This is a genomic window from Pseudomonas sp. ES1 (assembly GCF_050586605.1).
GTDB lineage: Bacteria > Pseudomonadota > Gammaproteobacteria > Pseudomonadales > Pseudomonadaceae > Aquipseudomonas > Aquipseudomonas sichuanensis.
The window spans coordinates 1-26,268 of record NZ_JBOBDM010000057.1 but is presented as its reverse complement, the minus strand read 5'-3'; the positions used below and the strand labels follow the sequence as shown (position 1 = coordinate 26,268).

General features: G+C 62.9%; 26 protein-coding genes and 2 tRNA genes. 11 read left to right on the top strand and 17 right to left on the bottom strand.

Features of this window, described 5'->3' with window-relative positions; genetic code table 11:
- Window positions 1-81 precede the first annotated feature (81 nt).
- Entirely contained in the window at window positions 82-279 is a 198-nt protein-coding gene (locus tag ACQ4N9_RS21280; RefSeq protein ID WP_110992219.1) for a hypothetical protein, read from the top strand.
- 201 nt (window positions 280-480) lie between these two features.
- On the opposite strand, the gene ACQ4N9_RS21275 is transcribed toward ACQ4N9_RS21280, so the two are convergent.
- Complete coding sequence (locus tag ACQ4N9_RS21275) at window positions 481-2,589, bottom strand: TonB-dependent receptor (RefSeq protein WP_390966308.1); 2,109 nt, start codon at window positions 2,587-2,589, stop codon at window positions 481-483.
- Window positions 2,590-3,092: 503 nt separating this feature from the next.
- Here ACQ4N9_RS21275 and ACQ4N9_RS21270 point away from each other — a divergent pair.
- Complete coding sequence (locus ACQ4N9_RS21270) at window positions 3,093-4,412, top strand: OprD family porin (protein ID WP_390966306.1); 1,320 nt, start codon at window positions 3,093-3,095, stop codon at window positions 4,410-4,412.
- A gap of 30 nt (window positions 4,413-4,442) precedes the next feature.
- On the opposite strand, the gene ACQ4N9_RS21265 is transcribed toward ACQ4N9_RS21270, so the two are convergent.
- Window positions 4,443-6,113 (bottom strand): FMN-binding glutamate synthase family protein, encoded by a 1,671-nt coding sequence (locus ACQ4N9_RS21265; RefSeq protein ID WP_430933653.1) that lies wholly within the window; start codon window positions 6,111-6,113, stop codon window positions 4,443-4,445.
- Between the two features lie 268 nt (window positions 6,114-6,381).
- Between ACQ4N9_RS21265 and ACQ4N9_RS21260 the strand changes: the two genes are divergently transcribed.
- Complete coding sequence (locus ACQ4N9_RS21260) at window positions 6,382-6,573, top strand: type II toxin-antitoxin system HicA family toxin (RefSeq protein WP_390966303.1); 192 nt, start codon at window positions 6,382-6,384, stop codon at window positions 6,571-6,573.
- A 17-nt stretch (window positions 6,574-6,590) separates the two neighbouring features.
- Complete coding sequence (locus ACQ4N9_RS21255) at window positions 6,591-7,004, top strand: type II toxin-antitoxin system HicB family antitoxin (protein WP_125857128.1); 414 nt, start codon at window positions 6,591-6,593, stop codon at window positions 7,002-7,004.
- Window positions 7,005-7,031: 27 nt separating this feature from the next.
- Here ACQ4N9_RS21255 and ACQ4N9_RS21250 read toward each other — a convergent pair whose 3' ends face one another.
- Together ACQ4N9_RS21250 and nirK are read right to left on the bottom strand one after the other, a co-directional pair.
- Window positions 7,032-7,751 (bottom strand): response regulator, encoded by a 720-nt coding sequence (locus ACQ4N9_RS21250; RefSeq protein WP_390966301.1) that lies wholly within the window; start codon window positions 7,749-7,751, stop codon window positions 7,032-7,034.
- Between the two features lie 152 nt (window positions 7,752-7,903).
- Window positions 7,904-9,046 carry a copper-containing nitrite reductase gene (gene nirK, locus ACQ4N9_RS21245; RefSeq protein WP_390966299.1) on the bottom strand — a complete coding sequence of 381 codons (1,143 nt, stop codon included), beginning with the start codon at window positions 9,044-9,046 and terminating at the stop codon, window positions 7,904-7,906.
- Between the two features lie 174 nt (window positions 9,047-9,220).
- Here nirK and ACQ4N9_RS21240 point away from each other — a divergent pair, with 174 nt between their 5' ends.
- Complete coding sequence (locus tag ACQ4N9_RS21240) at window positions 9,221-9,436, top strand: hypothetical protein (RefSeq protein ID WP_125857131.1); 216 nt, start codon at window positions 9,221-9,223, stop codon at window positions 9,434-9,436.
- A gap of 71 nt (window positions 9,437-9,507) precedes the next feature.
- On the opposite strand, the gene ACQ4N9_RS21235 is transcribed toward ACQ4N9_RS21240, so the two are convergent.
- Window positions 9,508-9,583, bottom strand: a tRNA-Thr gene (locus ACQ4N9_RS21235).
- A gap of 97 nt (window positions 9,584-9,680) precedes the next feature.
- Window positions 9,681-9,929, bottom strand: coding sequence for a hypothetical protein (locus ACQ4N9_RS21230; RefSeq protein ID WP_390966297.1), 249 nt, complete (start codon window positions 9,927-9,929; stop codon window positions 9,681-9,683).
- Window positions 9,930-10,584: 655 nt separating this feature from the next.
- Between ACQ4N9_RS21230 and ACQ4N9_RS21225 the strand changes: the two genes are divergently transcribed.
- A complete protein-coding gene (locus ACQ4N9_RS21225; RefSeq protein ID WP_110992229.1) occupies window positions 10,585-10,944 on the top strand; it encodes a multidrug/spermidine efflux SMR transporter subunit MdtJ in 360 nt (119 codons plus the stop codon).
- The gene (gene mdtI / locus ACQ4N9_RS21220; protein ID WP_125462245.1) at window positions 10,938-11,255 is read left to right on the top strand and encodes a multidrug/spermidine efflux SMR transporter subunit MdtI; all 318 of its coding nucleotides are present in this window, start codon (window positions 10,938-10,940) and stop codon (window positions 11,253-11,255) included. Before ACQ4N9_RS21225 ends, mdtI begins: the two co-directional genes overlap by 7 nt.
- A gap of 234 nt (window positions 11,256-11,489) precedes the next feature.
- Here mdtI and ACQ4N9_RS21215 read toward each other — a convergent pair whose 3' ends face one another.
- From ACQ4N9_RS21215 to ACQ4N9_RS21195, 5 genes are read right to left on the bottom strand one after another with little or no spacing between them, the layout of a single operon-like run.
- Window positions 11,490-12,725, bottom strand: coding sequence for a methyltransferase (locus tag ACQ4N9_RS21215; protein WP_390966294.1), 1,236 nt, complete (start codon window positions 12,723-12,725; stop codon window positions 11,490-11,492).
- 57 nt (window positions 12,726-12,782) lie between these two features.
- Window positions 12,783-13,472: an ABC transporter permease gene (locus tag ACQ4N9_RS21210; protein WP_279846195.1), complete on the bottom strand. Its 690-nt coding sequence runs from the start codon at window positions 13,470-13,472 to the stop codon at window positions 12,783-12,785.
- The gene (locus ACQ4N9_RS21205) at window positions 13,473-14,165 is read right to left on the bottom strand and encodes an ABC transporter permease (RefSeq protein WP_279846196.1); all 693 of its coding nucleotides are present in this window, start codon (window positions 14,163-14,165) and stop codon (window positions 13,473-13,475) included.
- Between the two features lie 56 nt (window positions 14,166-14,221).
- A complete protein-coding gene (locus tag ACQ4N9_RS21200) occupies window positions 14,222-14,977 on the bottom strand; it encodes an ABC transporter substrate-binding protein (RefSeq protein WP_279846197.1) in 756 nt (251 codons plus the stop codon).
- An 11-nt stretch (window positions 14,978-14,988) separates the two neighbouring features.
- On the bottom strand, window positions 14,989-15,762 hold the full coding sequence (locus tag ACQ4N9_RS21195; protein WP_046853793.1) for an ABC transporter ATP-binding protein: 774 nt from the start codon (window positions 15,760-15,762) through the stop codon (window positions 14,989-14,991).
- Window positions 15,763-16,417: 655 nt separating this feature from the next.
- Between ACQ4N9_RS21195 and gabP the strand changes: the two genes are divergently transcribed.
- A complete protein-coding gene (gabP, locus tag ACQ4N9_RS21190) occupies window positions 16,418-17,803 on the top strand; it encodes a GABA permease (RefSeq protein WP_390966291.1) in 1,386 nt (461 codons plus the stop codon).
- Between the two features lie 150 nt (window positions 17,804-17,953).
- Here the strand turns inward: gabP and ACQ4N9_RS21185 are convergent, their stop codons facing one another.
- Together ACQ4N9_RS21185 and ppk2 are read right to left on the bottom strand one after the other, a co-directional pair.
- Window positions 17,954-18,397, bottom strand: a complete 444-nt coding sequence (locus ACQ4N9_RS21185) for a hypothetical protein (RefSeq protein WP_390966289.1) — start codon at window positions 18,395-18,397, stop codon at window positions 17,954-17,956.
- Window positions 18,398-18,503: 106 nt separating this feature from the next.
- Window positions 18,504-19,517 carry a polyphosphate kinase 2 gene (ppk2, locus tag ACQ4N9_RS21180; RefSeq protein ID WP_390966287.1) on the bottom strand — a complete coding sequence of 338 codons (1,014 nt, stop codon included), beginning with the start codon at window positions 19,515-19,517 and terminating at the stop codon, window positions 18,504-18,506.
- 153 nt (window positions 19,518-19,670) lie between these two features.
- Here ppk2 and ACQ4N9_RS21175 point away from each other — a divergent pair, with 153 nt between their 5' ends.
- Together ACQ4N9_RS21175 and ACQ4N9_RS21170 are read left to right on the top strand one after the other, a co-directional pair.
- Window positions 19,671-19,961: a type II toxin-antitoxin system RelE/ParE family toxin gene (locus ACQ4N9_RS21175; RefSeq protein WP_390966285.1), complete on the top strand. Its 291-nt coding sequence runs from the start codon at window positions 19,671-19,673 to the stop codon at window positions 19,959-19,961.
- A gap of 9 nt (window positions 19,962-19,970) precedes the next feature.
- A complete protein-coding gene (locus ACQ4N9_RS21170; RefSeq protein WP_279846199.1) occupies window positions 19,971-20,276 on the top strand; it encodes an addiction module antidote protein in 306 nt (101 codons plus the stop codon).
- A gap of 137 nt (window positions 20,277-20,413) precedes the next feature.
- Here the strand turns inward: ACQ4N9_RS21170 and ACQ4N9_RS21165 are convergent.
- The 4 genes from ACQ4N9_RS21165 to ACQ4N9_RS21150 all read right to left on the bottom strand — a co-directional run bounded on the left by ACQ4N9_RS21165 (window position 20,414) and on the right by ACQ4N9_RS21150 (window position 24,162).
- A tRNA-Phe gene (locus ACQ4N9_RS21165) sits at window positions 20,414-20,489 on the bottom strand.
- A 90-nt stretch (window positions 20,490-20,579) separates the two neighbouring features.
- Window positions 20,580-20,852 carry an oxidative damage protection protein gene (locus tag ACQ4N9_RS21160; RefSeq protein WP_125857138.1) on the bottom strand — a complete coding sequence of 91 codons (273 nt, stop codon included), beginning with the start codon at window positions 20,850-20,852 and terminating at the stop codon, window positions 20,580-20,582.
- Entirely contained in the window at window positions 20,849-21,916 is a 1,068-nt protein-coding gene (gene mutY / locus ACQ4N9_RS21155) for an A/G-specific adenine glycosylase (RefSeq protein WP_390966282.1), read from the bottom strand. The genes ACQ4N9_RS21160 and mutY overlap by 4 nt, the downstream gene beginning before the upstream one ends.
- The gene (locus ACQ4N9_RS21150; RefSeq protein WP_390966280.1) at window positions 21,913-24,162 is read right to left on the bottom strand and encodes an AsmA family protein; all 2,250 of its coding nucleotides are present in this window, start codon (window positions 24,160-24,162) and stop codon (window positions 21,913-21,915) included. Before ACQ4N9_RS21150 ends, mutY begins: the two co-directional genes overlap by 4 nt.
- Before the next feature lie 426 nt (window positions 24,163-24,588).
- Here ACQ4N9_RS21150 and ACQ4N9_RS21145 point away from each other — a divergent pair, with 426 nt between their 5' ends.
- Window positions 24,589-26,247 carry an OFA family MFS transporter gene (locus tag ACQ4N9_RS21145; RefSeq protein ID WP_125462255.1) on the top strand — a complete coding sequence of 553 codons (1,659 nt, stop codon included), beginning with the start codon at window positions 24,589-24,591 and terminating at the stop codon, window positions 26,245-26,247.
- Window positions 26,248-26,268: the final 21 nt, after the last annotated feature.

Genomic DNA, 26,268 nt, shown 5'->3' with positions numbered 1-26,268 from the left:
TTCAGAGAGATAGGCCTACGCCGTTCTGTAACAAACCTTACGTAAGTTAGCCGCTCACGGGCCCAGGGAGTGCGTGTTGAAATGAATGCAGCAAGTGAGTCGGCTATGCCCCCATCGGCAGTGAATCACCAAACGCTTGAAATACTGGCGCAGTGGTTGCGAGACCATGGATGCATCCGGGTCAGGAAGACCGACCCACGACGTCTGCTGAACGGGCGTTACCCGCAGGGCTTGATCAGTGATGCAGAGCTCGAAGCGCTGCTGGCTGTGTGGCACTGACCGGACATCAACCCGTCGCAACGAAAAACGCCACCGCACATGCGGTGGCGTTTTCGTTTGTGGCACAGGCCTGGCCGGTTTGGATGCAATGGCCTTGTGGCGCTTGTAATGGCCTCATCGCCTGCAAGCCGGCTCCCACATAGGAAGCGCATAGTTTGGGTTTATGCGGTCAAGCTGGGAGCTGGCTTGCCAGCGATGGCGTCAGAAGCTGTAGCTGCCGGTCACCACCAGGCTACGCGGGTCGCCATACTGGATCTGCGCCGCGCTGGTGGCCGAATCGTAGTAGGTCTTGTCGGTGATGTTCTTCAGTGCCGCGCGCACGTCCCAGTCGTGGGTGCGATAGCCGGCCAGGGCATCCCAACGGCCATAACCCGGCAGGATCACGGTGTTCTGGTTGTCGGCGTAGCGGTCACCCACCAGCGTCATGCCGGTTTCGGCATACCAGCCCAGCTCCGGCTTCCAGGTCACGAAGAGGCTGGCGTTGCGCCGGGCGACATCGTTGATGCGGTTGCCTTCCTGGCCATTGTTGTCCTCGACGATCTTCGCGTCCTGCAGGCCGATGCCGCCGCGTACATACCAGTTGCCGACCACATTGCCGGTGGCGGTCAGCTCGATGCCGCGCGAGCGCTGCAGGCCAGACATCAGGGTGATGTTCGGGTCGATCGGGTCGCGGGTGCGGCGGTTGTAAAGCTCCAGCTCGTAGAGCGCCAGGGTGGTGGTCAGGCGCTCGTCGAACCAGTCGCTTTTGACCCCGATTTCCTTCTGCCGGGTGAGCTCCGGGTCGGTCTCGTTGGTGTTGCCGGCCGCGCCAGGGGTGATGCCGATCAGGCCACCGCCGACCGGCGAGTAGGTCTTGCTCCAGGAGGCATAGAAGGAGTGGTCGCGCCAAGGCGTGTAGACCACGCCCAGGCGTGGGCTGAAGCTGTTGTCGTTCTGCTTCTCGGAGAGGTTGCGCAGTTTGTTGGTGGTCTCCACCTCGAACTGGTCGAAGCGCACGCCAGCGAGAATCTGCCATTGGTCGTTCAGGCGGATCTGGTCCTGCAGGTAGATGCCACGGCTCTCGACCACCGTGTGGTTGTTGCTCGACACCACCATCGGGCCGTTGTGCTGCAGCGCGCGGTTGGGGTTGTCCAGGTCCAGGGACGGCACCGCCGTGCCGCCGGCCTTGACCGTCTTGGCAGTGTAGAGCAGCGGGTCGCGGCGCTGGCTGCCGAACTCCAGGCCCAGCAGCAGCTTGTGCTCCAGGCCCCAGGTGCTGACATCGCCCTCGGCTTCGAGGTTGTTGAACAGGTTGCGGGTGTTCAGGTCCTGCTGCCAGCGCTGGCGGGTGACCAGGTTGGTGCGCGGGGTGTAGGCGGTCTGGTAGGTGTTGTCGAACTCACTGTCGAGCTTGAACAGGCCCAGGGTATGGCGCAGTTGCCAGTTGTCGCTGAGCTGGTAGTTCAGGCGCGAGCGCAGCGACTGGGCGCGGTCGTCGATGTAGTCGCGCTGGGTATCGCCATAGGTGGCGCTGCGGCTGACGTCCGCCGGGCGCCCGGTCAACGGGTTGCCGGGGATGCCGCGGTCCGGCGTGCGGTTGTAGCGGCTGTATTCGTACTGCACCAGCCAGTTCAGGTCGGGGTTCAGTTGCCAGCTCATGGACGGGGCGAACAGTTGGCGGTTGCCATCGACGCCGTGGCGGAAGCTGTTGCTGTCTTCATTGCCCATGTTCAGGCGCAGGCTGACGGTGTCGCTGGGGTCGGCGCTGAGGTCGGCGTAAAGGCTGCGCAGGTCCTGGCTGCCGCCCTGGGCTTCGATGGTCGAGCGGCGGCCATGTTCCGGCGCCTTGCTCACCCGGTTGACGATGCCGCCCTGGCTGCCTCGACCGTACAGCACCGCGGCCGGGCCCTTGAGCACTTCGACCCGCTCGATGTTGTGCAGGTCGCGGGTGTATTGGCTGTCGTCGCGGATGCCGTCCAGGTAGAAGTCGTTGCTGGCATCGAAACCGCGGATGCGCAGGCTATCGAAGCGAGTGTCGCCGCCGGCGCTGACGTTGGGGATACCTTCCAGCGCTTCGCCCAGGGTGCTGCTGCCATAGTCCAGCACATTGCTGGTCTTCACCGTGTCGATGGCCTGGGGCACATAGCGCACCGGGGTCGAGGTACGGGTCGCCGTGCTCACTTCGCGTACCCGTGGGTTGTCCTCCTCGCGCTCGCTGTCGGCGGTAACCGCGGTTTCCGGCAGGGTGGTGGTGGCGGCGCTGGCCAGGCCGGCGCTGAACAACAGCGACAAGCCCAGGGTCAGGGGTGAAAGGCGGCAAGGGACAAGCATTACAGGCATCCGTCTACGCGAGTGAGAAAAAGGGCGCGAATGGTAATGCTTGCTATTTGCTGTTGCTCGCCTATTCGTAAAGACTTGTCTTTACGTTTGTATCACTTTGTAACTAGTCCTTTCTGATTGGTTCGACCGGTACCGAGCGCGGGTGCGCGCGTTGCTCATTTACATGACCGTTGTGCGAGATTTTTCGGAAAAACCTGAAAGAGACAAATTTGCGCAGAAGCTGGGCATTAGTGCGTGGAAATGCACTGTTCAAGACCTTTTTTTTGGTTATATCAACCTCCATTTCACGATTTTTTGACATGTATAAGCAGGCACGGCTAGGATTCGGCCTCTACGCCTGCTGGCCATGACTTGGCCATGCGGCTGTAAGGCCCGTTGCAGACCATCAGCGGGGCCTTGCGGCCTGGATCCGCATAGCGTCGAACCTACGAAGGGGCGTTGGTTCCTGGCGTTCTCATGCAGAGCGTTTTTGATTAAGCAATAAGGAAAATAAAATGTTGAAAACCAGGATCAGCCTGGTCGCCCTGGCGATGATCGCCGCGACCCAGGCCCAGGCCAACGAGCAGGCCGACAGCAAAGGTTTCATCGAGGACAGCCACGCCAACGTCCTTCTGCGCAACGCTTACATCAACCGTGACAAGAAGCACGGCACCGACGACCAGATCGAATGGGGCCAGGGCGTCATCGCCAACTTCTCCTCCGGTTTCACCCAGGGCACCGTCGGTGTCGGCGTTGATGCCTTCGGTCTGTACGCCGTGCGTCTGGACGGCGGCAAAGGCCACAACGGTGGTGGTGGTGTCGACTTCTTCAAGCCGCACAACACCAAGAACGCCGACGACAACGCCAGCAGCCCACATGATCTGGCCCGCGGCGGCGCTGCGGTGAAGTTCCGCATCTCCAACACCGTGCTCAAATACGGCGACCAGATGCCGGCCCTGCCGGTGCTGAACTACGACGACGGCCGTCTGCTGCCAGAAAGCTTCACTGGCACCCTGATCACCTCCAAGGAGATCAAAGGCCTGGAACTGAACGCCGGCCGTTTCACCCAGGAAGCCCGCAAGAGCGCCGAAGGGCGTGACAGCGGCGGCCTGAAGTCGATCGACGTGTTGGGTGGTAGCTACAAGTTCACCGACAACTTCACCGCTTCGCTGTACACCGCAGACAACGAAGATGTGATGAAGAAGCACTACCTGGGCTTGAACTACGTCTTCCCGATCGCCAATGACCAGTCCCTGACCCTGGACTTCAACGGCTACAAGACCAGCATCGACGACAAGTTCGTGCGCAGCGCCAAGCTGACCGGCGACGACAACACCATCTGGAGCCTGGCGGCCACCTACGCCTTCGGCCCGCACTCGATCACCCTGGCGCACCAGCGCAGCACCGGCAGCACCGGCTACAACTACGGCGGCTACCAGAGCGCCGGTGGTACCAGCGACGGTGGTTCGACCATCTACCTGGCCAACTCCTACTGGTCCGACTTCAACGCCGAAGACGAGCGTTCCTGGCAGCTGGGCTACGGCCTGGACTTCGGCGCTTTTGGCGTTCCAGGCTTGACCTACAAGGTCGCCTACGTAGTGGGTGACAACATCAACACCCGCAACCTGAAGAACCCGGAAGGCTTCGGCGAAGGCAAGGAGCGCGAGATCTTCAACCAGCTGCGCTACGTCGTTCAGGAGGGCCCGGCCAAGGACCTGTCGATCAAGCTGCGTAGCTCGTTCCTGCGTACCAACACCGCAGTCCGTCAAAGCGAGTACAACGACGACGGCAACGAAGTTCGCGTATTCGTCGAGTACCCAATCAGCATCTTCTGATCCTGATCTGGCGTCATCAGCAGCCCCGGCCTATGCCGGGGCTGTTTGTTTGTGGCGTGCCACGCTCGCCGCAGGCACCCCCTCGACTTCTCCCATCTGCGGCGCAAAGCTGTCACTGCGCGCCATCCGCCACATCCGTGCATAGAACGCATTTTCGATCGAGCCGCTGAGCAATTCACCCGGTTTGAGGAACGCGTGCAGCTGTGAAAACAGGCTGATCTCACTGGGGCTGATACGCCGTGCCAGGTGCTTGGGCTTGAGCTCGGACGGGTGATCCAGCCCTGCAGCGGCGAGCATTTCGGCCAGGGCATGCAGGGTGTTGCGGTGAAAACTCGCAACCCGCTCGGCTTTCTCCGGTACCACCAGCGCACGCTGGCGCAGCGGGTCCTGGGTGGCCACGCCGGTGGGGCACTTGTTGGTGTGGCAGCTTTGCGACTGGATACAGCCAATGGCGAACATGAATCCGCGTGCCGAGTTGACCCAGTCGGCGCCGATGGCCAGCACGCTGGCAATGTCGAACGCGCTGACGATCTTGCCCGCTGCGCCGATGCGCACGCGTTCGCGCAGGTTCAGGCCCACCAGGGTGTTGTGCACGAACATCAGGCCGTCACGCAGCGGCATGCCCATGTTGTCGGAGAACTCCCGGGGCGCCGCGCCGGTGCCGCCTTCCTTGCCATCGACGACGATGAAGTCCGGGGTGATGCCGGTGGCGAGCATGGCCTTGGCAATGCCCATGAACTCCCACGGATGGCCCAGGCAGAACTTGAAGCCTACCGGTTTACCGCCTGACAGCTCGCGCAGCCTGGCGACGAACTGCAGCAGCTCCAGCGGGGTGCGGAAGGCGCTGTGGGCGGCTGGCGAGATGCAGTCCTGGCCTTCGCGCACCCCCCGGGTGGCAGCGATCTCGGCGCTGACCTTGTGCCCCGGCAGGATGCCGCCATGGCCGGGCTTGGCGCCCTGGCTGAGCTTGATCTCGATCATCTTCACCTGGCCATCGCGCGCCTGTTCGGCGAAGCGTTCGGGGTCGAAGCGGCCGTCCTCGGTGCGGCAGCCGAAATAGCCGCTGCCGATTTCCCAGATCAGGTCGCCGCCGTGTTCGCGGTGATAAGGGCTGATGCTGCCCTCGCCGGTGTCATGGGCAAAGCGCCCCAGGCGCGCCCCTTTGTTCAGCGCGGCGATGGCATTGGCGCTGAGAGCGCCGAAGCTCATGGCCGAGATATTGAAGATCGACGCCGAATACGGCTGGGTGCACTGCGGCCCGCCGATGCGAATGCGAAATGACGCAGGATCGGCCTGTGGCACGGGCAGCATCGAATGGCTGATGAACTCGAAGCCCGGCTTGTACACATCATTGAGGGTGCCGAAGGCCTTCTCGGCGCTCTCGTTCTTGGCCCGGGCATAGACCAGCGAACGTTGCGCGCGGGAGAACGGCAGCTTGTCATCGTCGCCCTCGATCAGGTACTGGCGAATCTCTGGCCTGATGGTCTCGATCAGGTAGCGGAGGTTGCCCAGGATCGGGTAGTTGCGCCGCACCGCGTGGTGGCTCTGGCGCAGATCATTGAGGCCGACCAGGCTGAGCAGCGCGGTCACCAGGGTGAATGGCCACAGCCAGCTGTGCTGGATCAGGAAGGGGATGCTGGCAAGGGTGAAGACCAGGCACAGGGCCAGGCAGGCATAACGGCTGGGGAGTGAATCGTTCATGGGTCCATCGCAGGCGGGATGACGCGGCCTAGGATAGGCAAAGCCTGTGCGCGGAAAACCAGGGGTTTCGGTAAAAGACTCTTGCATGGGCGTGGGGTGTGGCGTTTGCGCCGCAAGATCCGGCATCACTTGCGTGCCTGCCTTCTTCTGTCCCCTGACCATACTTCCCCTCCAGGAGGCCCGCTGGTCGGATTGGTGGGTATGGTGTTGATAGATCGCATTCGGTGGTTATACTAACCACCGCTGCGAACAGCCCAAGGAAGGGTTCATGAACAGCCGCGAAATGATTTCGGTGATCGAGGCCGATGGTTGGTACCTGGTGCGATCCAAGGGCAGCCACCATCACTTCAAGCACCCCCACAAGGCTGGGCTGGTGACCATCCCGCACCCGAAGAAGGACCTGCTGCCCGCCACTGCGGCCAGCATCCTGCGCCAGGCGCGGATCGGCTACGCCAGCTGACCAGGAGAGCCACTGCCATGTTATTCCCCATCGCCATCCTGCCCGGCGACGATCAGCACGCCTGGGGCGTGGAAGTCCCGGACATCCCGGGCTGCTTTTCGGCCGGTGAAGACCTCGATGACGCCATTGCCATGGCCCGCGAGGCCATCGAGGGCCACCTCGAACTGCTCGCCCAGGACGGCGAGGAAATCCCCAAGGCCAGCAAGGTGAGCGTCCATGCGGCCAACCCTGACTACGCCGGATGCACCTGGGCACTCATCGACATCGATATCACCCGCTACCTGGGTAAGGCCGAGAAGCTCAACATCACCCTGCCGGCCTACCTGCTCACCCGTATCGATGCCTACGTGAAGAACCATCCAGAGCAGAAAAGCCGCTCGGGCTTCCTGGCTGAGGCGGCGCTGAGAATCCTGCAGGGCGACTGCAAATAGCTACGCTGGGCCCGCTTTGGGCAGCCGTCAGGTGCCCGAGGCTTCGCGGCGCAGGTTCAACAAGTAGCCTTGGTTGCGGATGGTGAGGATCTGCGCGGCTTGGCCCGGTGCACGGCGTAACTGTTGGCGCAGGCGGCTGATGCACATGTCCACCGAACGGTCGTCGGGCAGGTGGTCGCGGCCGAACGCGCTACGCGTCAGATGATCGCGGGATACCACGCGGTTATCGGCCTGCAGCAGTTCGTGCAGCACCCGGTAGTCGGAGCGTGGCAGGGTCAGGGCCTTGCCGTCGGGGTGGGTGAGCAGCCGTTTGATGGGGTCCAGTTCAAAGCCTGCGAATCGCTGCGGCTGAGTATCGCTTTCGTCGGCGTTGGCTTCCAGCTGCAGGGGCCGACGCAGCACAGCCTTGATCCGGGCAACCAGCTCGAGCGGCTCGAAGGGCTTGGCCAGGTAGTCGTCGGCGCCTGCTTCCAGGCCAGTGATGCGGTCCAGGGTGCTGCCCTTGGCCGACAGCAGGATCACCGCCGGCCCCGGCAGCCCCTGCAACTGCCGGCACAGGCTCAGGCCATCCTCGCCGGGCAGCATCAGGTCCAGCACCACCAGGTCGACCTTGTGCAGGGCCAGTTGCGCGCGCATCTGCTCGCCATCTGCGGCCGGCAATACCTGGTAGCCGGCATCACTCAGATAATCGCAGAGAAGTTCGCGAATCTCGTCGTCATCGTCGACAACCAGCAGGGTGGTGCTCATGGAAGGGTACCTGTAAAAATGCGAGCGGCAGCGCTCGTTACGATCAACGTCATCCCCGCGCAGACCGGCATGCCGGCAGTGCGTGAAACGGCGCAATCGTAACAAAAAATCAACTGCGAATGCGAATTCTTCGCAAGTGCTGCAGATCGCCGCTAGCGAATCGGTCCAGGCGCTTCCAGCTGTTTCATCAGGTCGTCGTTCCATTGCCCTTCGACCTGCACGTGCGCAGCGGCACCCAGCATCACGGCCTCGATCAGGTTGTGATTGAGGTAGGTGTACAGGCCGGGCTGGCGGAAGGTGTAGAGCGCCGCGCCTGCGGCACCGCCGGGGATGAACCAGGTTTCCAGGTTGCGCTGCGGCGGGTTGGCGAACTTGCCGGCTGCCCACACGTAGTCGCCATGGCCGCCGATCAGGTGTGGGCGTGTGTCGCGGTTGGCTTGCGAGTGGACGATCAGCACCGTTTCGCCGAGCGTGGCGGTGAGCGCGTGCTGGCCGGTCAGTGCGCCGACGCTGCCATTGAAGACCACGTGCGTGGGTATCAGCCCCTTCATCACCTGGTACATGTCGGCGAAGCTCGCCGATGGGCTGGCGTAGCGCTTGTACTTTCCGTCCTTGTCGCGCGGGATGTAGAAGTCCTGCTCGCCGATGTACCACACCTTGTCGTATTGCAGCGGGCGCCCGTCGCCGTCCTTCAGACCATCCCGCGGCAGCACCATGATTGCGCCGTTCATGCCGCACACCACATGCCAGGGGATCATCACCCCGCCCGGCGCGCAGTGGTACACGAACACCCCGGCGCGGTCCGCCTTGAAGCGCAGCTTCACCTGCTCGCCAGGCTTCACATGGGTCAGCTCACCACCGCCAAGCGCGCCGGTGGCGGCATGGAAGTCGATGTTGTGCATCATGCTGTTGCTGGCCGGGTTGACCAGGGTGAGCTCCACGTAGTCGCCCTCGTGCACCACCATCAGCGGGCCGGGCACCGAGCCGTTGAAGGTCATGGCATGGATGTAGGCCCCCTCGCTGTCGACCGCCAGTTCTTTCTCCTCGATCTCCATGCGGAACTCGACGATCCGCGGTTTGCCAGGCGCGCGCTGGCTGTGGGCATGTACCTGGGGTGGTGCCACCAGCTCGACCCGGGTGCGTTCCAGCTGGGTCAGGTCCGTGGGCGGATTATTGGTCGCCGGTGCCGCCGCCCGGGCCAGGCCGCTGGCCAGCACCGTGCCGCCAACCCCCAGCAATACACCCCCCGCCAGCACCCCGCGCCGCGTCAGGGCTACGCCTTGTTGCTCACTCATGGGACTTCTCCTTAAGTCGACGAAAGCCGTCGGCACAGGAATACCCATTTTGAAAGCAGGGTTTATTGAGCCCAAACAAGAAATCGAGCGGCAGGGCAATCTGTCGCAACTGTGGCCGATAGCTACTATGGAGTTACGGGGCTGCCACGTGCAGCGACTCAGGGAGCACAGGGAGTGAGCCGTTTCGTCAGTTTCGAGGTCAGCAATCACCGTCAGTATGTGATCAGCATCGATCACATCATTGCGCTTTATCCGCTTGCTCAGGAAAGGACGTTTGCCAAGGGAGGGATCGTGCTGATCAATGGGCTGGGGAAGGAGGGCAAGCATGTGGCGCTGGAGCTTAGCGGGCCGGAGATTAGGAAGCTGCATAAGGCGCTGTTGCTGGAGTGACGGGGTGGGGTGTATGGCTGGATGATCCCCAGAAACGCAAAAGCCCCGACTGACGTCGAGGCTTTTTAGTGTGGTGCCGGCACCAGGAATCGAACCCGGGACCTACTGATTACAAGTCAGTTGCTCTACCATCTGAGCTATACCGGCACAGGGGCGTCATTATAGCGATGGATTCGCGGCTGTAAACTACTTCTTGCAATCAATGCGTAACGCCCTAAGTCACCGAGCGCAAAGGAGAATTCTCCTACCAGCCGCGGTGGATGGTGGTGACGTTTGGTTCGGTCTTGCCGGGGTTGAAGAACAGCTTGTCGTTGTCGCAGCCGCGCTTGCGGCAAGGGGTGTCGACGTGCAGCGGCAGGCCGCGGTCGCCGCCGAGCTGCATGCCGGGCATGTTCCAGTCCAGCGGTGTCGGTTTGGCCGGTGGCGTGCTGCTGGCGCAGCCAGTCAGGGCCAGGGCGACGGTCAGCAGGGCGAAGGGCTTGGCGTGTTTCACGATGTTCGAATCCGTTCCAAGGTCAGTCTGTGTTCTAGAGGCGGCTGCAATGCTAGCTGCTCCCTCGCGGGGATCGGTAGCTTGGTATTGGCAGCTGTGACGCGCGTCCCGTTAATACGATGAGGCCATGCCCCTACGCGAACAATCACGGTTGTTGGCATCCTTGATCATTTTTCGCACAGCGTCGGCAGATCACCGGGCAGGTGGTTCTGCGCGTCTTGGCTCGATTGAACAGTGCATGATCACGTGGACAGCCGGCGATGATACACCGAACGAGCCGATGACGCTTAGCTGTGCTGTGGATGACTTGCCGGGCCACGAGGCATGCTGTGTTTCAGTCGCACCATGAGTGATTAATATAATTTACGCGCCGCTCTGGATATTTTCAGGGATTTGTTCGGTATCTCTGCAATTTAACCGCGTCTTTATTTGTGTTTTTTCTATCGTTTTGACTTTTTCGATTGCCTAAGCTAATTTGTTGTTCATTATGTTGAACAGTAAAGCTTTCAAGCTCCTCTCCACCTCCCGCCTGGTTTCCCGTGAGCGTCACTGGACCGGCGACCTCTAGCGCCACCCTCCCACTACAGCCTTAAACCTTTCTGTATTGCGCCGACGCCTGTGCGCTCGGCTGCTGTGTCGCCCATGGGAGGGCACCATGCGTTCCTGGATCTATCTGATCGTCGCCATTACCGCCGAGGTGATCGGCACGGCGTCGATGAAACTCGCCGCCACTCATTTCCCCGTGGCTGGGCATGCCGTGATGTACGTCATGATCTGCCTTTCGTATTTCTTCCTGGCCCTGGCGGTCAAGCGTGTGCCGGTCGGCGTGGCCTATGCGCTGTGGGAGGGGATCGGCATCGTCCTGATCACCCTGGTCAGTGTGCTCTGGCTGGGCGAAAGCCTGGGCTGGGCCAAGGCCCTGGGGCTGGCGGTGATGATTGCCGGCATCCTGCTGATCAAGGCGGGTACCCGCAGCAAGCCTGTCGAGGTTGAAGGGGAGGCGTTGCCATGCTGATTCCATTTGCCTGGCTGGGCCTGGCCATCGTGCTGGAAGTGCTGGCCAACCTGCTGCTCAAGTATTCCGACGGTTTTCGTCGCAAGGGCCTGGGCGTGGCCTCGATCTTCTGCGTGTTGGCGGCCTTCACTGCGTTGGCGCAGGCGGTGCAGGACATCGAGTTGTCGCTGGCCTATGCCATCTGGGGCGGCTTCGGCATCCTGGCCACTGTCGCCATGGGTTGGGCGCTGTTCGGTCAGCGTCTGGCTGGCCGTGGCTGGCTGGGGCTGGCGCTGCTTCTGGTCGGCATGGGCCTGTTGAAACTGGCTTGAAATGCCCTGTTTCAGGCGGTTTCTGGCCTACGGCTGAAATGCTTATGCACAAGCGGCATTTTCCGCTTGCGCGAAAGGCATGCCGACTGGCCCTGCCACCGGTCTTTGCGCAAAGCCCTGTTTTTGCTGGTTTTCAGCTGGTAAGCGGAATAAGCAAAGCGGCGCAAATAGCGCTTGGATCCAAGCCTTGGACATTTTCATCACAAGCTTGTGCACAGACTTATCCACAGGTTGTCAGCTGCGCTGCGGCGATCCGTCGCGTTCGGCCAGCAGCAACAGGTTGCGTGGCGTCAGCGGGTATTCGCAGAACAGTCCTACGCGCACGGCATAACCTTGCTCTTGGAGGTACAAGGCTCGGTCGAGCACCAGCCACAGTTCCAATGGGCGGCGGAACAGGTTGCGCACCAGCTCCAGGTTGCGGACCTGAGCCAGCCGTTGCCAGCCTTGCGACTCAAGGGCGGTCCAATCCGTCGTGCCGCTCAGTTCGACCTGGCGCAGCGCGGCAAGGTCGCGGCAGTACTGCTCGAAGGGCTTCTTCAGCCAATCGACCGGCAATGAAGGTGTTGGCAGGTAAGCATCGATACCCCGCTGTTGGCGCTGCAGCAGGTCGAAACCCAGGCGCCTGGCCATCGAGCTGTCGCGCTGGCGGCGTACCCGGGCGCTGGAGGTGACGGCCTCGCTCAGCGGCAGGCCCAGATCGCCGATCGACAGCTGCAAGGCCGAAGCCTGTGCGGCTGTGGATATTGCCCTGTACTGCTCGCCCTGGATGCGGTTGTAGCAGCACGGCGCCACGGCCAGTTGCGGGCAGCCTTGCTGGCTGGCCAGGTGCAGCAGGCGCACATGCAGATCGCCACAGGCATGCAGGGCAACCACGCTTTTCTCTCCATCCAGCTGCTGCATGCTGTCTGCGGCCATTACATCCTGCTGCACATGGTGGGCGGGCAGTTGATGGTGATCGCTTAGCGCCTGGCCGGCGTTGACCAGCTCGGCGTCGTACTCCAGGCAGGTCAATTGCTGGCCGGCTTGCAGCAGGCGGCGGCCCAGGTGGCCCTTGCCCGAACACCAGTCCAGCCAGTGCCGGGTGGGCTGGCTGAAACTCAGGCGGCGGCTGAAGGCCTCGATCTGCTGCCATTTGCGCCCAGGGACATTGGCGTCAAGGCGATGGCCGGCCGGGTGTAGGCCCGCGTCGGGCAATTCACCCACGGCAGACAACTGCCGGGCCAGGCTGGCCAGTTGCGGGAAGGGTGCCGGGGCCGGAAGCTGTTCCGGGTGTTGCTGGACGGCTTCGGCTTGTTCCAGGGTGCGATTGCGCAGCCATGCGGACAGCTCTGGGTACTGGCTTTCCCAGCCCAGCTGCAGCTCGGTGAACGGCCGTGGCCGCCACAGCGGCTGGTGCTGAAGCAGAAAATGGTCAAGGGCCTGGAAGCGCTCAAGGAGCTGGCTGCCTTGAAGGGGGAGTGTTGTGTTCATTCAAGCACCGAGGCGCAATTGAAAGGGGCCGCAAAGCGGCCCCGAGCGTGTTGCAGGTTAGCGCCCCTGGCAGGCATCCACCCGCAACCAGCGTTCCAGCAGCTTGAAGCCCTGCACCAGGAAGAACGAGATCACCAGGTAGAACACCCCGGCGGCGAAGAAGATCTCCACCGGCAGGTAGATGCGGGCGATGATGGTCCGCGCCATGCCGGTCAGATCCAGCAGCGTCACGGTGCTGGCCAGGGCGCTGGCCTTGAGCATCAGGATCACTTCGTTGCTGTAGGCCGGCAGGCCGATGCGCGCGGCGCGCGGCAGCATGATGTAGAACAGCGCCTTGCCCCGCGACATGCCCAGCGCCCGGGCGGCTTCGATCTCGCCCTTGGGGATCGCCTGCAGTGCGCCGCGCAGGATCTCGGCGATGTAGGCGGCGGTGTGCAGGGTCATGGTCAGTACCGTGCACCAGAACGGGTCGCGCAGGTACGGCCACAGCGCGCTGTCACGCACCGCGTCGAACTGAGCCAGGCCGTAGTAGACCAGGAACAGCTGCACCAGCAGTGGCGTGCCGCGGAAGAAGAAGATGTAGCCGAAGGGCAGGGCGCGCACGTACCAGTGCCGCGACGAGCGGGCGATGCCCAGCGGGATGGCCAGGATCAGCCCGGCGATGACCGCGATGGCCACCAGCTCCAGGGTCAGGACCGCGCCCTCGGCCAATCGTGGCAGCCACTTGATGATGACTTCCCAGTTCATTTATTCGGCCCTCATGAAGCCGCGGGCGGCGCGTTTTTCCAGGAAGTGCATGCCGGTCATGGCGACTATGGTCAGGCCCAGGTAGATGCAGGCGGCTACTCCGTAGAAGGTAAACGGTGTCTTGGCCACGTTCACGCCGATCTGCGCGTGGCGCATGATTTCTTCCAGGCCGATCACCGACACCAGCGCGGTGTCCTTCATCAGGATCATGAACAGGTTACCCAGGCCCGGCAGGGCGACGCGCCACATCTGCGGCAGGATGATCCGCGACAGAATGCGGCCTTTCGACAGGCCCAGGGCCAGGCCCGCTTCGCGGTGGCCCTTGGGGATGGCCAGGATCGCGCCGCGGAATACTTCGGTGGCGTAGGCGCCGAAGCACAGGCCCAGAGCGATCACGCCGGCGGCGAATGCGCTGAGTTCGAGCCCAGGCATGTTGAGCGCGTCGCCGAGGCTGCTCATGAGGCCGACGGTGCCGAAATAGATCAGCAAGACCCACAGCAGCTCGGGCACGCCGCGCACCAGGGTCGAGTAGAAACCGCCAAGCCATTGCAGTGGCTTGATAGGGGAAGTCTTGGCCAGGGCGCCAAGCAGGCCCAGGGCCAGCCCCAGCAGTAAGGCGCAAAGCGCCAGTTTTACGGTCATCAGGGTGCCGGCCATCATGGCCGGACCGAATCCGTGCAGGTCGATATTCATGGGCAGCTTTGTTCAAGGGACCCGCACCGCGCATCGCGGTACGGGTCGGGAGGGCATCACTCGATGCTGAACGGGAAGTACTTGTCGTTGATCTTCTTGTACGTGCCGTCAGCTTTGATCTCGGCCAGGGCCTTGTTCAGCTTCTCGCGCAGCGGGTCACCCTTGCGCACGGCGATGCCGATCTTGTCGCTGTCTACTACAGGTTCGCCTTTGAACTCGTAGTCTTTGCCAGCGTCGGACTTCAGCCACTCGTATTGCACGTACTTGTCGGCCAGGATGCCGTCAACGCGACCGGAGGTCAGGTCGAGGTAGGCGTTTTCCTGAGTGTCGTAAAGCTTGATGGAGTCCAGCACGTCCTTGTAGTTGTCTTCAAGCCAAGTGCCGGCCAGAGTGGCGCGCTGGGTGCCGATGATCTTGCCCTTGAGGTATTGCTTGTCGGTCTTGAAGTCGACCTTCTTCGGCGCAATGAACTGCAGCTTGTTGGAGTAGTAGGGGTCGGTGAAATCCACTGCCTGCTTGCGCTCGTCGGTGATCGACAGCGACGACACCAGGAAGTCGAACTTCTTGGCATTCAGGGCCGGGATGATGCCGTCCCAGTCGGAGGTCACAACCGTGCATTCGACCTTCATCTTGGCGCACAGGGCGTCGCCGATGTCCTTGTCGAAGCCGACGACCTGGCCGCTGGCGTCCTTGTTGTTGAACGGTGGGTAGGCAGCCTCGATACCCATGCGCAGTTTTTCTGCGGCCATGGCGTTGGCCGACATCACCAGGGTGGCAGCAGCGGCCAGGAGGAACTTCTTGTAAGTCTGCATGTATTGCTCCGTTAGCGGTGGCTGGACATGAATTGCTTGCAACGCGCCGAGGTCGGGTTTTCGAAGACCTGCTGCGGCGATCCCTGCTCTTCGACCAGGCCCTGGTGCAGGAAGACCACTTCACTGGACACCTGGCGGGCAAAGTTCATCTCGTGCGTCACCAGCAGCATGGTACGGCCTTCTTCGGCCAGGGCGCGGATGACGTTAAGCACTTCCTGGACCATTTCCGGATCGAGCGCCGAAGTCGGCTCGTCGAACAGGATGACCTTGGGCTTCATGGCCAGGGTACGGGCGATGGCGGCACGCTGTTGCTGGCCACCGGAAAGCTGGGCGGGGTAGCTGTGGCGCTTGTCGAAGATGCCGACCTTGTTCAACAGCGCTTCGGCGTGCTCGATGGCCTCGGCCTTGCTCTGGCCAAGTACGCGGCGCGGCGCCTCGATGATGTTGTCGAGGATCGACATGTGCGGCCACAGGTTGAAGTTCTGGAAGACAAAGCCGATCTCGCTGCGCAAGCGGTTGATCTGGCGGTTGTCGGCGGCGATCAGGTCGCCGTTTTTCTGCGCCTTGAGCTTGAGGGCTTCGCCGGCGACCAGGATTTCGCCCTGGTGCGGGTTCTCGAGCAGGTTGATGCAGCGCAGCAGGGTGGACTTGCCGGAGCCGGACGAGCCGAGGATGGAGATCACGTCACCGTCGCGCGCGGTCAGCGAAATGCCCTTGAGAATTTCCTGCTCGCCGTAGCGTTTGTGCAGGTTACGGATTTCCAGCGCGGGCGTGGCCTGGGCCATGTGCGGTCCTCATGTGTTCGGGTGCGTTCCCAGCTGTTGGCGGCCTTCCTGGCGAGCGCCACGCTAGCATAGCGGCGCAACAGCGGCCAACCGGGTCGCAAGGGGCTTCGGTCATTGATGGGGCAGTTTGTCGCATCGTTGCAGTGGACTGTCGCGAGGATGTCCGCAATGGCGTTTTGCCCAGCACCGGAGCCTTGATGAAAAAAGGCGCGATGGTGCCAGCTTTGGCCAAAGCATGGAAGCGGTTTTGGACCTTTTGCCGCGAAAGCAGGTGCTACCGCCCATTTGGCCGGCACAGGGCGCGTGGGAGCGGGCTTTCCATTCTTAGTGGAACTCAGGTTGTACCTTAGGTTGCACTTTTTGCCTTGCCCTGGTGCGCGGGTGTTACCGGGGAGCACCTTTGGTGCGTTTGTAAGTGGGTATTTCAGTAATCCGGACTTGGCATGGAGATTTGGCGGGCTTTCGGTCAAAGCCTGGCAGAAAGGCCGCAAAGCCAGAGAATTTACGGGCGTCAGCCATTCCGGATAAATGGCATTTAAAAATGGCGCGCTTATTGCCAGTGGGAAAAGACCGAATGCGGCGACGCCTAAATCACCCCTTGGTGCGCTTCGTATTCCCTTCATTCGGGTGGTCCACTCCTTACAAAGGTAGTTTTATGAGCGGTAACAATTCCAATGACCTCGCTCAGGGGCTCAAACAACGGCATGTGACCATGCTGTCCATCGCAGGCGTGATCGGCGCCGGCTTGTTCGTCGGCTCCGGCCATGCCATCGCCGCCGCCGGCCCTGCCGTGCTGCTGGCCTACGCCGCTGCCGGCACCCTGGTTGTACTGGTGATGCGCATGCTCGGTGAAATGGCGGTTTCCTCGCCCGACACCGGTTCTTTCTCGACCTACGCCGACCGCGCCATCGGGCGTTGGGCTGGTTTCACCATCGGCTGGCTGTACTGGTGGTTCTGGGTGCTGGTGATCCCGCTGGAGGCCAACGCCGCCGCAGCCATCCTGCATGCCTGGTTCCCGGCCGTGGACCTGTGGGCGTTCTCGCTGGTCATCACCCTGGTGCTGACCGTTACCAACCTGTTCAGCGTGAAGAACTACGGTGAGTTCGAGTTCTGGTTCGCCCTGCTCAAGGTGCTGGCGATCATCGGCTTCATCGTCGTCGGTTGCGCTGCCATGTTCGGCATGGTCCCGAGCAGCCAGATCAGCGGCGTCAGCCACCTGTTCGATACCCAAGGCTTCATGCCCAATGGCCTGGGCGCCGTGCTGGCCGCCATGCTGACCACCATGTTCTCCTTCATGGGGACCGAGATCGTCACCATCGCCGCCGCCGAGTCGAAAGACCCGGGCAAGCAGATCAGCCGTGCCACCAACTCGGTGATCTGGCGTATCTGCCTGTTCTACCTGGTGTCGATCTTCCTGGTCGTGGCCATGGTGCCGTGGAACGATCCGACCCTGGCCGAGAAAGGCTCCTACCAGACCGTCCTCAGCCTGATCGGCGTGCCGAATGCCAAGCTGATCGTCGACATCGTCGTGCTGATTGCCGTGACCAGCTGCCTGAACTCGGCGCTGTACACCTCCTCGCGCATGCTCTTCTCCCTGAGCAAGCGTGGCGATGCCCCGGCAGTCGCCCAGCGCACCACCAAGGCGGGCACCCCGCACTGGGCCGTGCTGCTGTCCACCGCTGCGGCCTTCCTGTGCGTGTTCGCCAACTTCCTGGCCCCGGCCGCGGTGTTCGAGTTCCTGCTGGCCAGCTCTGGCGCCATCGCCCTGCTGGTGTACCTGGTGATCGCCGTGTCGCAACTGCGCATGCGTGCCCAGCGTGAAGCCAGCGGCGAGAAGATCTCGTTCAAGATGTGGATGTTCCCGGGCCTGACCTGGGCGACCATCGCCTTCATCGTCGCCATTCTGGTGGTGATGGGGCTGCGTGAGGATCACCGCGTCGAGATCATTGCTACCGCGCTGCTGAGCATTGCAGTTGTGGCGGCAGGCTTGCTGGTGCACCGCAAGCGCGGCGCTGCTGGGCGCGTGGCGCTGGATAGCTGATTCGCAGCCGGTGAAATGAAAAGGCCGCGCCCTGTGAAGGGCGCGGCCTTTTTGTTTGCCTGTTCCTGCCTCTTCGCGGGTAAACCCGCTCCCACAGCGTTGAGCGTTGCCTGTGGGAGCGGGTTTACCCGCGAAGGCGGCGGTGCTGGCTCAGCCGAACTGCTTCTGCTGTTGCTGCCCCTTGGCCACCACTTCGGAAGCCGTGACATAGGCTGCCTGGAACTCATCGCTCTCAAGCCAGGCCATAGTCGCGTCCTCGTCGGTGCCGTCGAGCCATTTGCGGTAGGCAGTGAACACCAGGACGATGTAGTCGGTGGCGTGTTCTTCCTTGTGGCCCTTGAGCACCAGTGCCAGCAGCGGGTCGACCAGGAACACCGAGATCATCGGCACCAGGCCGGTTTCCTGGGCTTCTTTCATCTTGTCGAACAGGCTGTTGTAGCTGCCCGACTCCATGGCCTTGTTGAACACCTGCTCGACGCTGGCGCTTTCGCCGGTGCTGGCCTTGACCGCCTGGCCGCTGCGCACCATGCGGTTCTGCTTGGCCTTGGTGGCGGCGCGCTTGGCGCGTTTCTGTTGCTTGGTGTTGGTGGCCATGAGGCGGTCCTTGGGGTATCTGGTAAAGGCGCGTATTGAAGCGCAGTTGCCCTGAAAACCCAAGGGCGAGGAGCCGCGAGGGAGCGGGCTGGCCTCGCGAAGGCCGTTATAGAGGGCTTGGGGCTGGCACCTCATCCTCCTCGAACCCCCGCGAAGCGCGCCCAACCAATAGGGGATCCGGCGCATGCGCCACGCTGTGGTCCTTCCCCGGATAGTCCAGCGAATGCAGGAAATGCCGGATGCAGTTAATCCGCGCGCGCTTTTTGTCGTCGGACTTGATCACCGTCCACGGCGCATCGGCCGTATCGGTGTGGAAGAACATGGCTTCCTTGGCGGCGGTGTAGTCCTCCCACTTGTCCAGCGACTTGATGTCGATGGGGGACAGCTTCCAGTGCTTGAGTGGGTCGTCGCGCCGCGAGATGAAACGGCGCAGTTGTTCCTCGCGGTTCACCGAGAACCAGAACTTGAACAGCAGGATGCCGCTGTTGCACAGCATCCGCTCCAGGTCTGGCGCCTGGCGCATGAACTCCAGGTATTGCAGCGGCGAGCAGAAGTCCATCACCCGCTCGACCCCGGCGCGGTTGTACCAGGAGCGGTCGAAGAACACCATTTCACCGGCGGTGGGCAGGTGCTGGATGTAGCGCTGGAAGTACCACTGGCCTTTCTCCTGTTCGGAGGGCTTCTCCAGCGCGACGATGCGAGCACCACGCGGATTCAGGTGCTCCATGAAGCGCTTGATGGTGCCGCCCTTGCCCGCTGCGTCACGGCCCTCGAAGAGGATGACGATGCGCTGGCCGCTTTCCTTCACCCAGTTCTGTACCTTCAGTAGCTCGATCTGCAGCGCGTGCTTGGCCTTGTCGTAGTCCTGGCGGCGCATGCGTGTGCGGTACGGGTAGCTGGCCGGCAGGTACGCCGAAGTACTGTCCTCGCTGCTGCCTTTGCGCGCGTTGGCCACTATCAGGGCCGCGGGTTGCTGGCTGACCTGGGTGATGGTCTCTGGCACGGGGGCGTTGGTGACGGGCTTGCGCTGGCGTGGGCGGCGGGTGCGGGTAACGGGCTTGGTGCCGCTGCCGGTGTCGGTCGGCGACGGCAGGAGGAGGGTGGCGGATTCTTCGCTCATGGAGGTCCTTGCGGGGTCGGTCGAGTGTCCACCCTCCATGTTATGTACAAGCTTCGAGTGGTCCTTTGATGTCGATCAACCCGGGGTGCGGGCGCAAATAGTTTGAAATAGATGCAGATTGAGGTAGTGTGAACTGCGGTTTACATTTTTCCAATGCATACCTTAGTACAAACCGACGTGTACAAGCGGTGGTTCGCCGCACTGCGGGATGCGCGTGCGCAGGCCCGTATCAATGTGCGGTTACGTCGGGTCGAGCTTGGTTTGCTGGGAGACTGTAAGCCGGTGGGGGAGGGGGTCTTCGAGCTGCGGATTGACTATGGTCCTGGCTATCGAGTGTATTTCGTTCAGCGGGGCTATGAGGTGATCATCCTCCTGGCGGGTGGCGATAAGGCCAGTCAGGCCAGGGACATCAAGTCTGCACTCAAGCTGGCGCGTAATGTTTAGGAGGTCGCCATGTCCGATATCAAGTTGACCAGGTGGGATGCCGCAGACCACTTGAAAACCGAGCAAGATATGGTTCTTTACCTTGAGGCCTGCCTTGAGGAGAACGATCCGGTTTTGCTTGCTGCTGCGTTGGGCGATATTGCACGTGCGCGCGGCATGGCCCAATTGGCGCGCGATACCGGCCTGACTCGGGAAGGGCTCTATAAAGCGTTATCCGCGGATGGGAACCCAAGCCTTGCGACCATCATGAAGGTCATGACGGCACTTGGGATCAGGCTGCATGCCGAGGTCGTGCAGCCTCGGGCAGCAGGGTAGCTACTTAGGTATCGTCAAGGCGGCCCCGGGACGGTGGCTGCCAATTTTCGAGTACAAATCCCAGACAACAAAAAACCCGCACTAGGCGGGTTTCTTGTGTCGCTTCGGGTAACTTTGCAACCACCAGAAGCTGAAGGTGGTGCCCAGAGACGGAGTCGAACCGCCGACACGAGGATTTTCAATCCTCTGCTCTACCGACTGAGCTATCTGGGCGACGAGGTGAATTAAATAGATTTCCAGACCGTTCGTCAACGACTTTTTTGAAAAAATTTAAATTAATTCCGTCGCTTACGATTTCTGGGGTCATTCCGACGGCGGAACGTAGCCTTCAGCCTTGGCGTAATCCTCGCCGGCGAAGAACTTGTCCATCTCGGCCTGGATGAACTTGCGGTCCTCGGCGTTCATCATGTTCAGCCGCTTCTCGTTGATCAGCAGGGTCTGGTGCTTCTGCCAGTCGGCCCAGGCCTTCTGCGAGACGTGTTCGAAGATGTCCTGGCCCTTGGGGCCGGGGTAGGGCGCGCGCTCCAGGCCTGGCAACTGTTCTTTGTATTTGCGGCACATCACGGTGCGGGTCATGGGTTCTCTCCTGCAATCAGTTCGTCGGCCGCGCGTTGCAGCAGCTTCTTGACCGGGGCGGCGAGGCCCAGGCGCGGCGGGGTGGCGAGGTTATACCAGAGCCAGTCGGGCTCGGCCACGTGCGCGCCGACGGGGACGACACGCACCAGCCATGGCTCGATGGCCAGCTGGAAATGGCTGAAGGTGTGGGTCAGGCCTTGCAACGCCTGGCTGCCGGCCAGGCGCAGGCCGTGCTGGTAGGCGAGGTCGTCGAGCTGCTCGAGGCTGTCCAGCTCCGGCAGGCTCCACAGGCCACCCCACAGCCCGGTGGAGGGCCGGCGGTAAAGCAGGATCGCGCCTTCCTGGTTGGCCAGCAGCGGCATCAAGGTCTTGCGCTGAGGCAAGGCTTTGCGCGGCTTGGGCTCTGGATAGCGGGTCTCTTCACCGTGCAGATGGGCTTCGCAGCCACGCTGCAGCGGGCAGATCAGGCAACTGGGCTTGCTGCGGGTGCACAGCGTCGCGCCCATGTCCATCATCGCCTGGGTGAAGTGGTTGACCCGCGTCATCGGTGTGAAGCGTTCGGCGGTGGCCCACAGCTGGTTGGCCACTTTCGGCTCGCCCGGGTAACCGGCCTGGGCGGTGAAACGGGCCAGCACGCGCTTGACGTTGCCGTCGAGGATCGGCGCGCGGATGCCCATGCTGATACTGGCGATGGCCCCGGCGGTGGAGCGGCCGATGCCGGGCAGTTCGGTGAGCTGCTCGACACTGCGCGGGAACTCGCCGCCATGTTGCGCGACGACGATCTTCGCGGCCTTCTGCAGGTTGCGTGCGCGGGTGTAGTAGCCCAGGCCCGTCCACAGGTGCAGCACTTCGTCTTCTGGTGCTTCAGCCAGCGCCTGCACGGTCGGCAGCGCCTGCATGAAACGGTCGAAGTAGTTGAGCACGGTGCTGACCTGGGTCTGCTGCAGCATGATTTCCGAGACCCACACCCGGTATGGGTTGATGCCCTGTTGCCAGGGCAGGTCGTGACGACCGTGCTGGTCGTACCATTCCAGCACGGCGCTGGAGAACTGCTGGGGGCTCATCGCTTGAACAGCCCCTTGAGCGCATCTTTGAGTTCCGGGCTCACTTTGTCTCCGAGTTTTTCTTCGAGCTTTTCATCGATCTTGTCTTTCAGGCGGTTGCCGGCCAGTTTCGCCGCCACCTTGCCCAGGCCGTCCTGGTCCAGGCGGCAGGCCTTGGCACCCAGCTCCAGCGGGCCACGGCAGCGCAGCGGCACTTCGATACCGGCAAAGCGCTCGTTGACCTGGCAGGCCGGGTCGGGCATGGCGCGCTGGTCGCCTTCGACCACCACGCCGACGTTGTAATCCATGCCCAGCACGCGCAGGTCGAGGTCGCCATGGCCGTTGACGGTCAGGCCGGGAATGCGCGCCTTGAGGTCCGGGTTGCTGGCCACGCCATTGCGGATCACCAGGCTGCCGCGCAGCTCTTCGAACGGCGTGTCCTTGCCGCGCGGCTCGCTGCCGAGCTGTTTGCGGTTGAGGGTGGCGATGGCCTGGCACAGTTGCTGTTCCAGGTTGGCGTTGACCAGCACGCCATCGTTGATGGTGAAGCTGGCGTTGCCGTTGAGGGTGTCGACCAGCGCTTTCTGGCTGTTGCCGGTGGCGGTGAGGTCGCTGGCGAGGGTCAGCAGGCCCTTGACCGGCGGCGCCTGGTCGGGGCTTTCGCGCTTGATGAAATGCTCCACCGGCACGCGGTTGATCTTGGTGTTCACCCCCAGTTGCGGCACGGCGGGGCGCACGTCGACCGTGCCCTTGGCTTCGAAGCTGCCGTTGTACAGGCCACCGCGCAGGGTTTCGAGGGTGATCAGGCCACCCTGGCCGTTGGCCTTGAGCCGGGCGTCGCTGATCGGCAGCTTGTCCAGGGTCAGGGCGCCGAACGCCAGGTCGGCCTGCAGGTCGAGGGCGCGCAGGCGGTCCACCGGCAGCAGCTTGTCGTTGCTCCAGGCCACTTGCGTGGGGGCGTTGGGCAGCGGGGTGGTGCCGGCGCCGGCAGTGGCGCTGGCTTCCTGCTGTTTCACCTCGGCCTGGCGCGCCGCGGTGGTGCCCTTGGCCTCCTCGCTCTTGGCGGGCAGGTAGCGGTCGGCGTCGAAGGTGTCCGCCTTGAGGTTCACCCGCAGGGCCTGCTTGGCGAAGTCTTCGACGGCCACGCGGCCGGTGAAGGTGCTGTCGTCCAGCTTCACCGCCAGGTCTTCCAGGGCCAGGCTGTTCGGGGTGCCTTGCAGGCGGGTGACCAGCTCCAGCTTGTTGAAGGCGGCCGCATCGGCGGTGGCCGGCAGCGGGTGGCCGATGCCGTCGAGGAAGGTGCGCAGGTTGAACTGGGCGATGGACAGCCCGCCAGTCACCTGCGGCGCCTTGTCCAGGTCGCGCACATTCAGCTCGCCCAGGGCGCGCAGCTGGTTGGCCGAGACTTTCAGGCTGCTCCACGAGGCGACATTGGCGGCCAGGTCGATCAGCACCTGGCCTTGCGCGGCGAAGGTCATGGTCTTGCCGGCCAGCGGCTCGCCCGAGGTTTCGCCGGACAGGCGCATGTCTTCAAGGTTGTAGCGCTTGAGCTTGCGGTCGAAGCGCAGTTCGCCGGTCAGCTCGGTGCGCGCCTTGATGTTCGGCTGGCTGGCGCTGAGGAAGGCGCTGGCCTTGAGCGGGATGTTCACGCCTTCGTGCACGGGGCCTGTGCTCAGCTGGATGCTTTCGGCACCGTAGCTTTGGCCGGCCTTCTCGTCGGTGAACTGTACCCGGGCGTTGTTGACGGTCAGGCTGTCGATGTCGAGCTTGACCGAGCGCTCGCTGGCTTCGGGCTTGGACGGCTCGCTGGCCGGCGCTTCGCCTGGCGCGGTGGCCGGGGCGTTGGCAACGGCCGGGTCAGGCAGCGGCTTGCCGATGTCTTCCCAGTTGCCATGGCCATTGGCATCGCGGGTGAGGGTGAGGTTCAGGCCCTCGACCCGCACGTCGCTCATCTGCACTTCGCGGCGCAGCAGCGGCAGCACGCGCACCGACAAACCGAGCATCTGCAGGTCGGCGAACGGCACCTTGGGGTTGTTCAGCGTGGCGATGCTCGCCTCGTGCAGCTCCAGGCCCAGCCAGGGGAACAGGCTCCAGCCGATGTCGCCGTTGAGCGTCAGCTCGACATGGGCCTTGTCGCGGGCCAGTTGGCGGATTTCGTCTTTGTAGTCGTTGGGATCGAAGAGGTGCGTCAGGGCGAAGCCCAGCGCCACGATGATCAGCAACAACCCGAGAAGCGACAGCCCCAGGATTTTGCCGAACGCTTTCATGGGCGAGTCCTTGTAGTCCGATTGTGAAATTCAGCGGCGAGTATAGCGCTGTGACCGTCAGCGCTGCGTATCCGACATTTCGACAGTGTGCGGTGCGGCAGTTCATTCAGGCCACATCGCCGGCAAGCCAGCTCCCACCTCGACCACGTTGACCTCGAGCCATGCGCAATCCTGTGGGAGCCGGCTTGCCGGCGATGGGCAGCAAACGATGGCGCTGCGACGAGTACCGATTCAGCTGGCAAAAAAAACGCGATATCAGATTGCTTTCATGCCACTGGCTGCTGGTAATCTTGCGCCGCTTTCGCAGCCTCCGCGACCCATTGTCGCGGGGCAATGCCGCAAACGGCCGGCGTCATCCCGGGGGAGACGCCACAGCAGAGCCGGGCCGGCAGCCCGTAAGCAGCCCACCTACAAAAGGAACGACCCATGAGCAGCAGTATCACGACGGAGATGCCGGTAAGCGTGCCCGGTTTCCTGTCGAAGGAGCGCATCATCGCCCGTCCGGGCTTCAACCGCTGGCTGGTACCACCGGCGGCCCTGGCCATCCACCTGTGCATCGGCATGGCCTACGGTTTCTCGGTGTTCTGGCTGCCGTTGTCCCAGGCCCTGGGCGTCAGCGCGCCGGTGGCGTGCGCGGCGGACATGGGCTTCGTCGCCCGCCTGTTCAGCGCCGAGTGCGACTGGCCTATCTCCATGCTCAGCTGGATCTACACCCTGTTCTTCGTCTTCCTCGGTTGCTCGGCCGCAGTGCTCGGCGGCTGGCTGGAACACGCAGGTCCCCGTAAGGCCGGCCTGGTGTCGGCACTGTGCTGGTGCGGCGGCCTGCTGATCTCGGCGATCGGCGTGAAGACCCATCAGCTGTGGCTGATGTGGCTCGGTTCGGGGGTAATCGGTGGCATCGGCCTGGGCCTGGGCTACATCTCGCCGGTGTCGACCCTGATCAAGTGGTTCCCGGACAAGCGCGGCATGGCCACCGGCATGGCGATCATGGGCTTTGGTGGTGGTGCCATGGTGGGCGCGCCGCTGGCGACCGCATTGATGGGCCACTTCGGCAGTGCGACTGAAGTTGGCGTGTGGCAGAGCTTCGTTGCCATGGCCGCGATCTACTTCGTGTTCATGACTGCCGGGGCCCTGGCTTACCGCGTACCGCCCACCGGCTGGAAGCCAGAAGGCTGGACCCCACCGGCGAAGAAGGCCAACGCCATGGTCACCGACCGCCACGTGCACGTAAGCGTGGCCTGGAAGACCCCACAGTTCGCCCTGGTGTGGCTGGTGCTGTGCCTGAACGTCTCGGCCGGTATCGGCATTCTCGGCATGGCCTCGCCGCTGCTGCAGGAAGTGTTCGCCGGCAAGCTGCTGGGCAACGAGCTGACCTTCAGCGAGTTGAACGCCGCGCAACTGGCGCAGATCGCCGCCATCGCCGCCGGCTTCACCGGCCTGCTCAGCCTGTTCAACATCGGCGGGCGCTTCTTCTGGGCGTCGTTCTCCGACTACATTGGCCGCAAAAACACCTACTTCGCCTTCTTCGCCCTGGGCGTGGGCCTCTACAGCCTGGTGCCGAACATGGGGCACATCGGTAACGTGGCGCTGTTCGTGGCGGCGTTCTGCATCATCCTGTCGATGTACGGTGGCGGCTTCGCCACGGTGCCGGCCTACCTGGCCGACCTGTTCGGCACGCAGATGGTCGGTGCCATCCACGGTCGCCTGCTGACCGCCTGGGCCGCCGCTGGCGTGCTTGGCCCGGTGCTGATCACCTACCTGCGTGAAGCGCAGCTGGCGGCAGGTGTTGAGCGAGCCGCGGCCTACGACATGACCCTGTACATCCTCGCCGGGCTGCTGGTGCTGGGCTTTGTCTGCAACATGCTGGTCCGCCCGGTGGCCGACAAGTACTTCATGACCGAGGCCGAGCTGGCCGCGGAGCGTGCCCTGAGCCATGACAAGGGTGCCGACAGCGCGCGTTCGCTGGAGTGGCATGCCGCGCCGGGCAGCCTGCCGCTGGTGCTGCTGGCCTGGGCCGTGGTGGTGATTCCACTGGCTTGGGGGGTGTGGATTACCCTGCAGAAAACCGCAGTGTTGTTTCACTGATTGAGATTGCCGGGGGCGCTT

Excerpts from the sequence above, each read along its gene's own strand:
- ACQ4N9_RS21280 (WP_110992219.1), top strand. The coding sequence starts at position 82 with ATGAATGCAGCAAGTGAGTCGGCTATGCCCCCATCGGCAGTGAATCAC.
- ACQ4N9_RS21275 (WP_390966308.1), bottom strand. The coding sequence starts at position 2,589 with ATGCTTGTCCCTTGCCGCCTTTCACCCCTGACCCTGGGCTTGTCGCTG.
- ACQ4N9_RS21270 (WP_390966306.1), top strand. The coding sequence starts at position 3,093 with ATGTTGAAAACCAGGATCAGCCTGGTCGCCCTGGCGATGATCGCCGCG.
- ACQ4N9_RS21265 (WP_430933653.1), bottom strand. The coding sequence starts at position 6,113 with ATGAACGATTCACTCCCCAGCCGTTATGCCTGCCTGGCCCTGTGCCTG.
- ACQ4N9_RS21260 (WP_390966303.1), top strand. The coding sequence starts at position 6,382 with ATGAACAGCCGCGAAATGATTTCGGTGATCGAGGCCGATGGTTGGTAC.
- ACQ4N9_RS21255 (WP_125857128.1), top strand. The coding sequence starts at position 6,591 with ATGTTATTCCCCATCGCCATCCTGCCCGGCGACGATCAGCACGCCTGG.
- ACQ4N9_RS21250 (WP_390966301.1), bottom strand. The coding sequence starts at position 7,751 with ATGAGCACCACCCTGCTGGTTGTCGACGATGACGACGAGATTCGCGAA.
- nirK (WP_390966299.1), bottom strand. The coding sequence starts at position 9,046 with ATGAGTGAGCAACAAGGCGTAGCCCTGACGCGGCGCGGGGTGCTGGCG.
- ACQ4N9_RS21225 (WP_110992229.1), top strand. The coding sequence starts at position 10,585 with ATGCGTTCCTGGATCTATCTGATCGTCGCCATTACCGCCGAGGTGATC.
- mdtI (WP_125462245.1), top strand. The coding sequence starts at position 10,938 with ATGCTGATTCCATTTGCCTGGCTGGGCCTGGCCATCGTGCTGGAAGTG.
- ACQ4N9_RS21215 (WP_390966294.1), bottom strand. The coding sequence starts at position 12,725 with ATGAACACAACACTCCCCCTTCAAGGCAGCCAGCTCCTTGAGCGCTTC.
- ACQ4N9_RS21210 (WP_279846195.1), bottom strand. The coding sequence starts at position 13,472 with ATGAACTGGGAAGTCATCATCAAGTGGCTGCCACGATTGGCCGAGGGC.
- ACQ4N9_RS21205 (WP_279846196.1), bottom strand. The coding sequence starts at position 14,165 with ATGAATATCGACCTGCACGGATTCGGTCCGGCCATGATGGCCGGCACC.
- ACQ4N9_RS21200 (WP_279846197.1), bottom strand. The coding sequence starts at position 14,977 with ATGCAGACTTACAAGAAGTTCCTCCTGGCCGCTGCTGCCACCCTGGTG.
- ACQ4N9_RS21195 (WP_046853793.1), bottom strand. The coding sequence starts at position 15,762 with ATGGCCCAGGCCACGCCCGCGCTGGAAATCCGTAACCTGCACAAACGC.
- gabP (WP_390966291.1), top strand. The coding sequence starts at position 16,418 with ATGAGCGGTAACAATTCCAATGACCTCGCTCAGGGGCTCAAACAACGG.
- ACQ4N9_RS21185 (WP_390966289.1), bottom strand. The coding sequence starts at position 18,397 with ATGGCCACCAACACCAAGCAACAGAAACGCGCCAAGCGCGCCGCCACC.
- ppk2 (WP_390966287.1), bottom strand. The coding sequence starts at position 19,517 with ATGAGCGAAGAATCCGCCACCCTCCTCCTGCCGTCGCCGACCGACACC.
- ACQ4N9_RS21175 (WP_390966285.1), top strand. The coding sequence starts at position 19,671 with ATGCATACCTTAGTACAAACCGACGTGTACAAGCGGTGGTTCGCCGCA.
- ACQ4N9_RS21170 (WP_279846199.1), top strand. The coding sequence starts at position 19,971 with ATGTCCGATATCAAGTTGACCAGGTGGGATGCCGCAGACCACTTGAAA.
- ACQ4N9_RS21160 (WP_125857138.1), bottom strand. The coding sequence starts at position 20,852 with ATGACCCGCACCGTGATGTGCCGCAAATACAAAGAACAGTTGCCAGGC.
- mutY (WP_390966282.1), bottom strand. The coding sequence starts at position 21,916 with ATGAGCCCCCAGCAGTTCTCCAGCGCCGTGCTGGAATGGTACGACCAG.
- ACQ4N9_RS21150 (WP_390966280.1), bottom strand. The coding sequence starts at position 24,162 with ATGAAAGCGTTCGGCAAAATCCTGGGGCTGTCGCTTCTCGGGTTGTTG.
- ACQ4N9_RS21145 (WP_125462255.1), top strand. The coding sequence starts at position 24,589 with ATGAGCAGCAGTATCACGACGGAGATGCCGGTAAGCGTGCCCGGTTTC.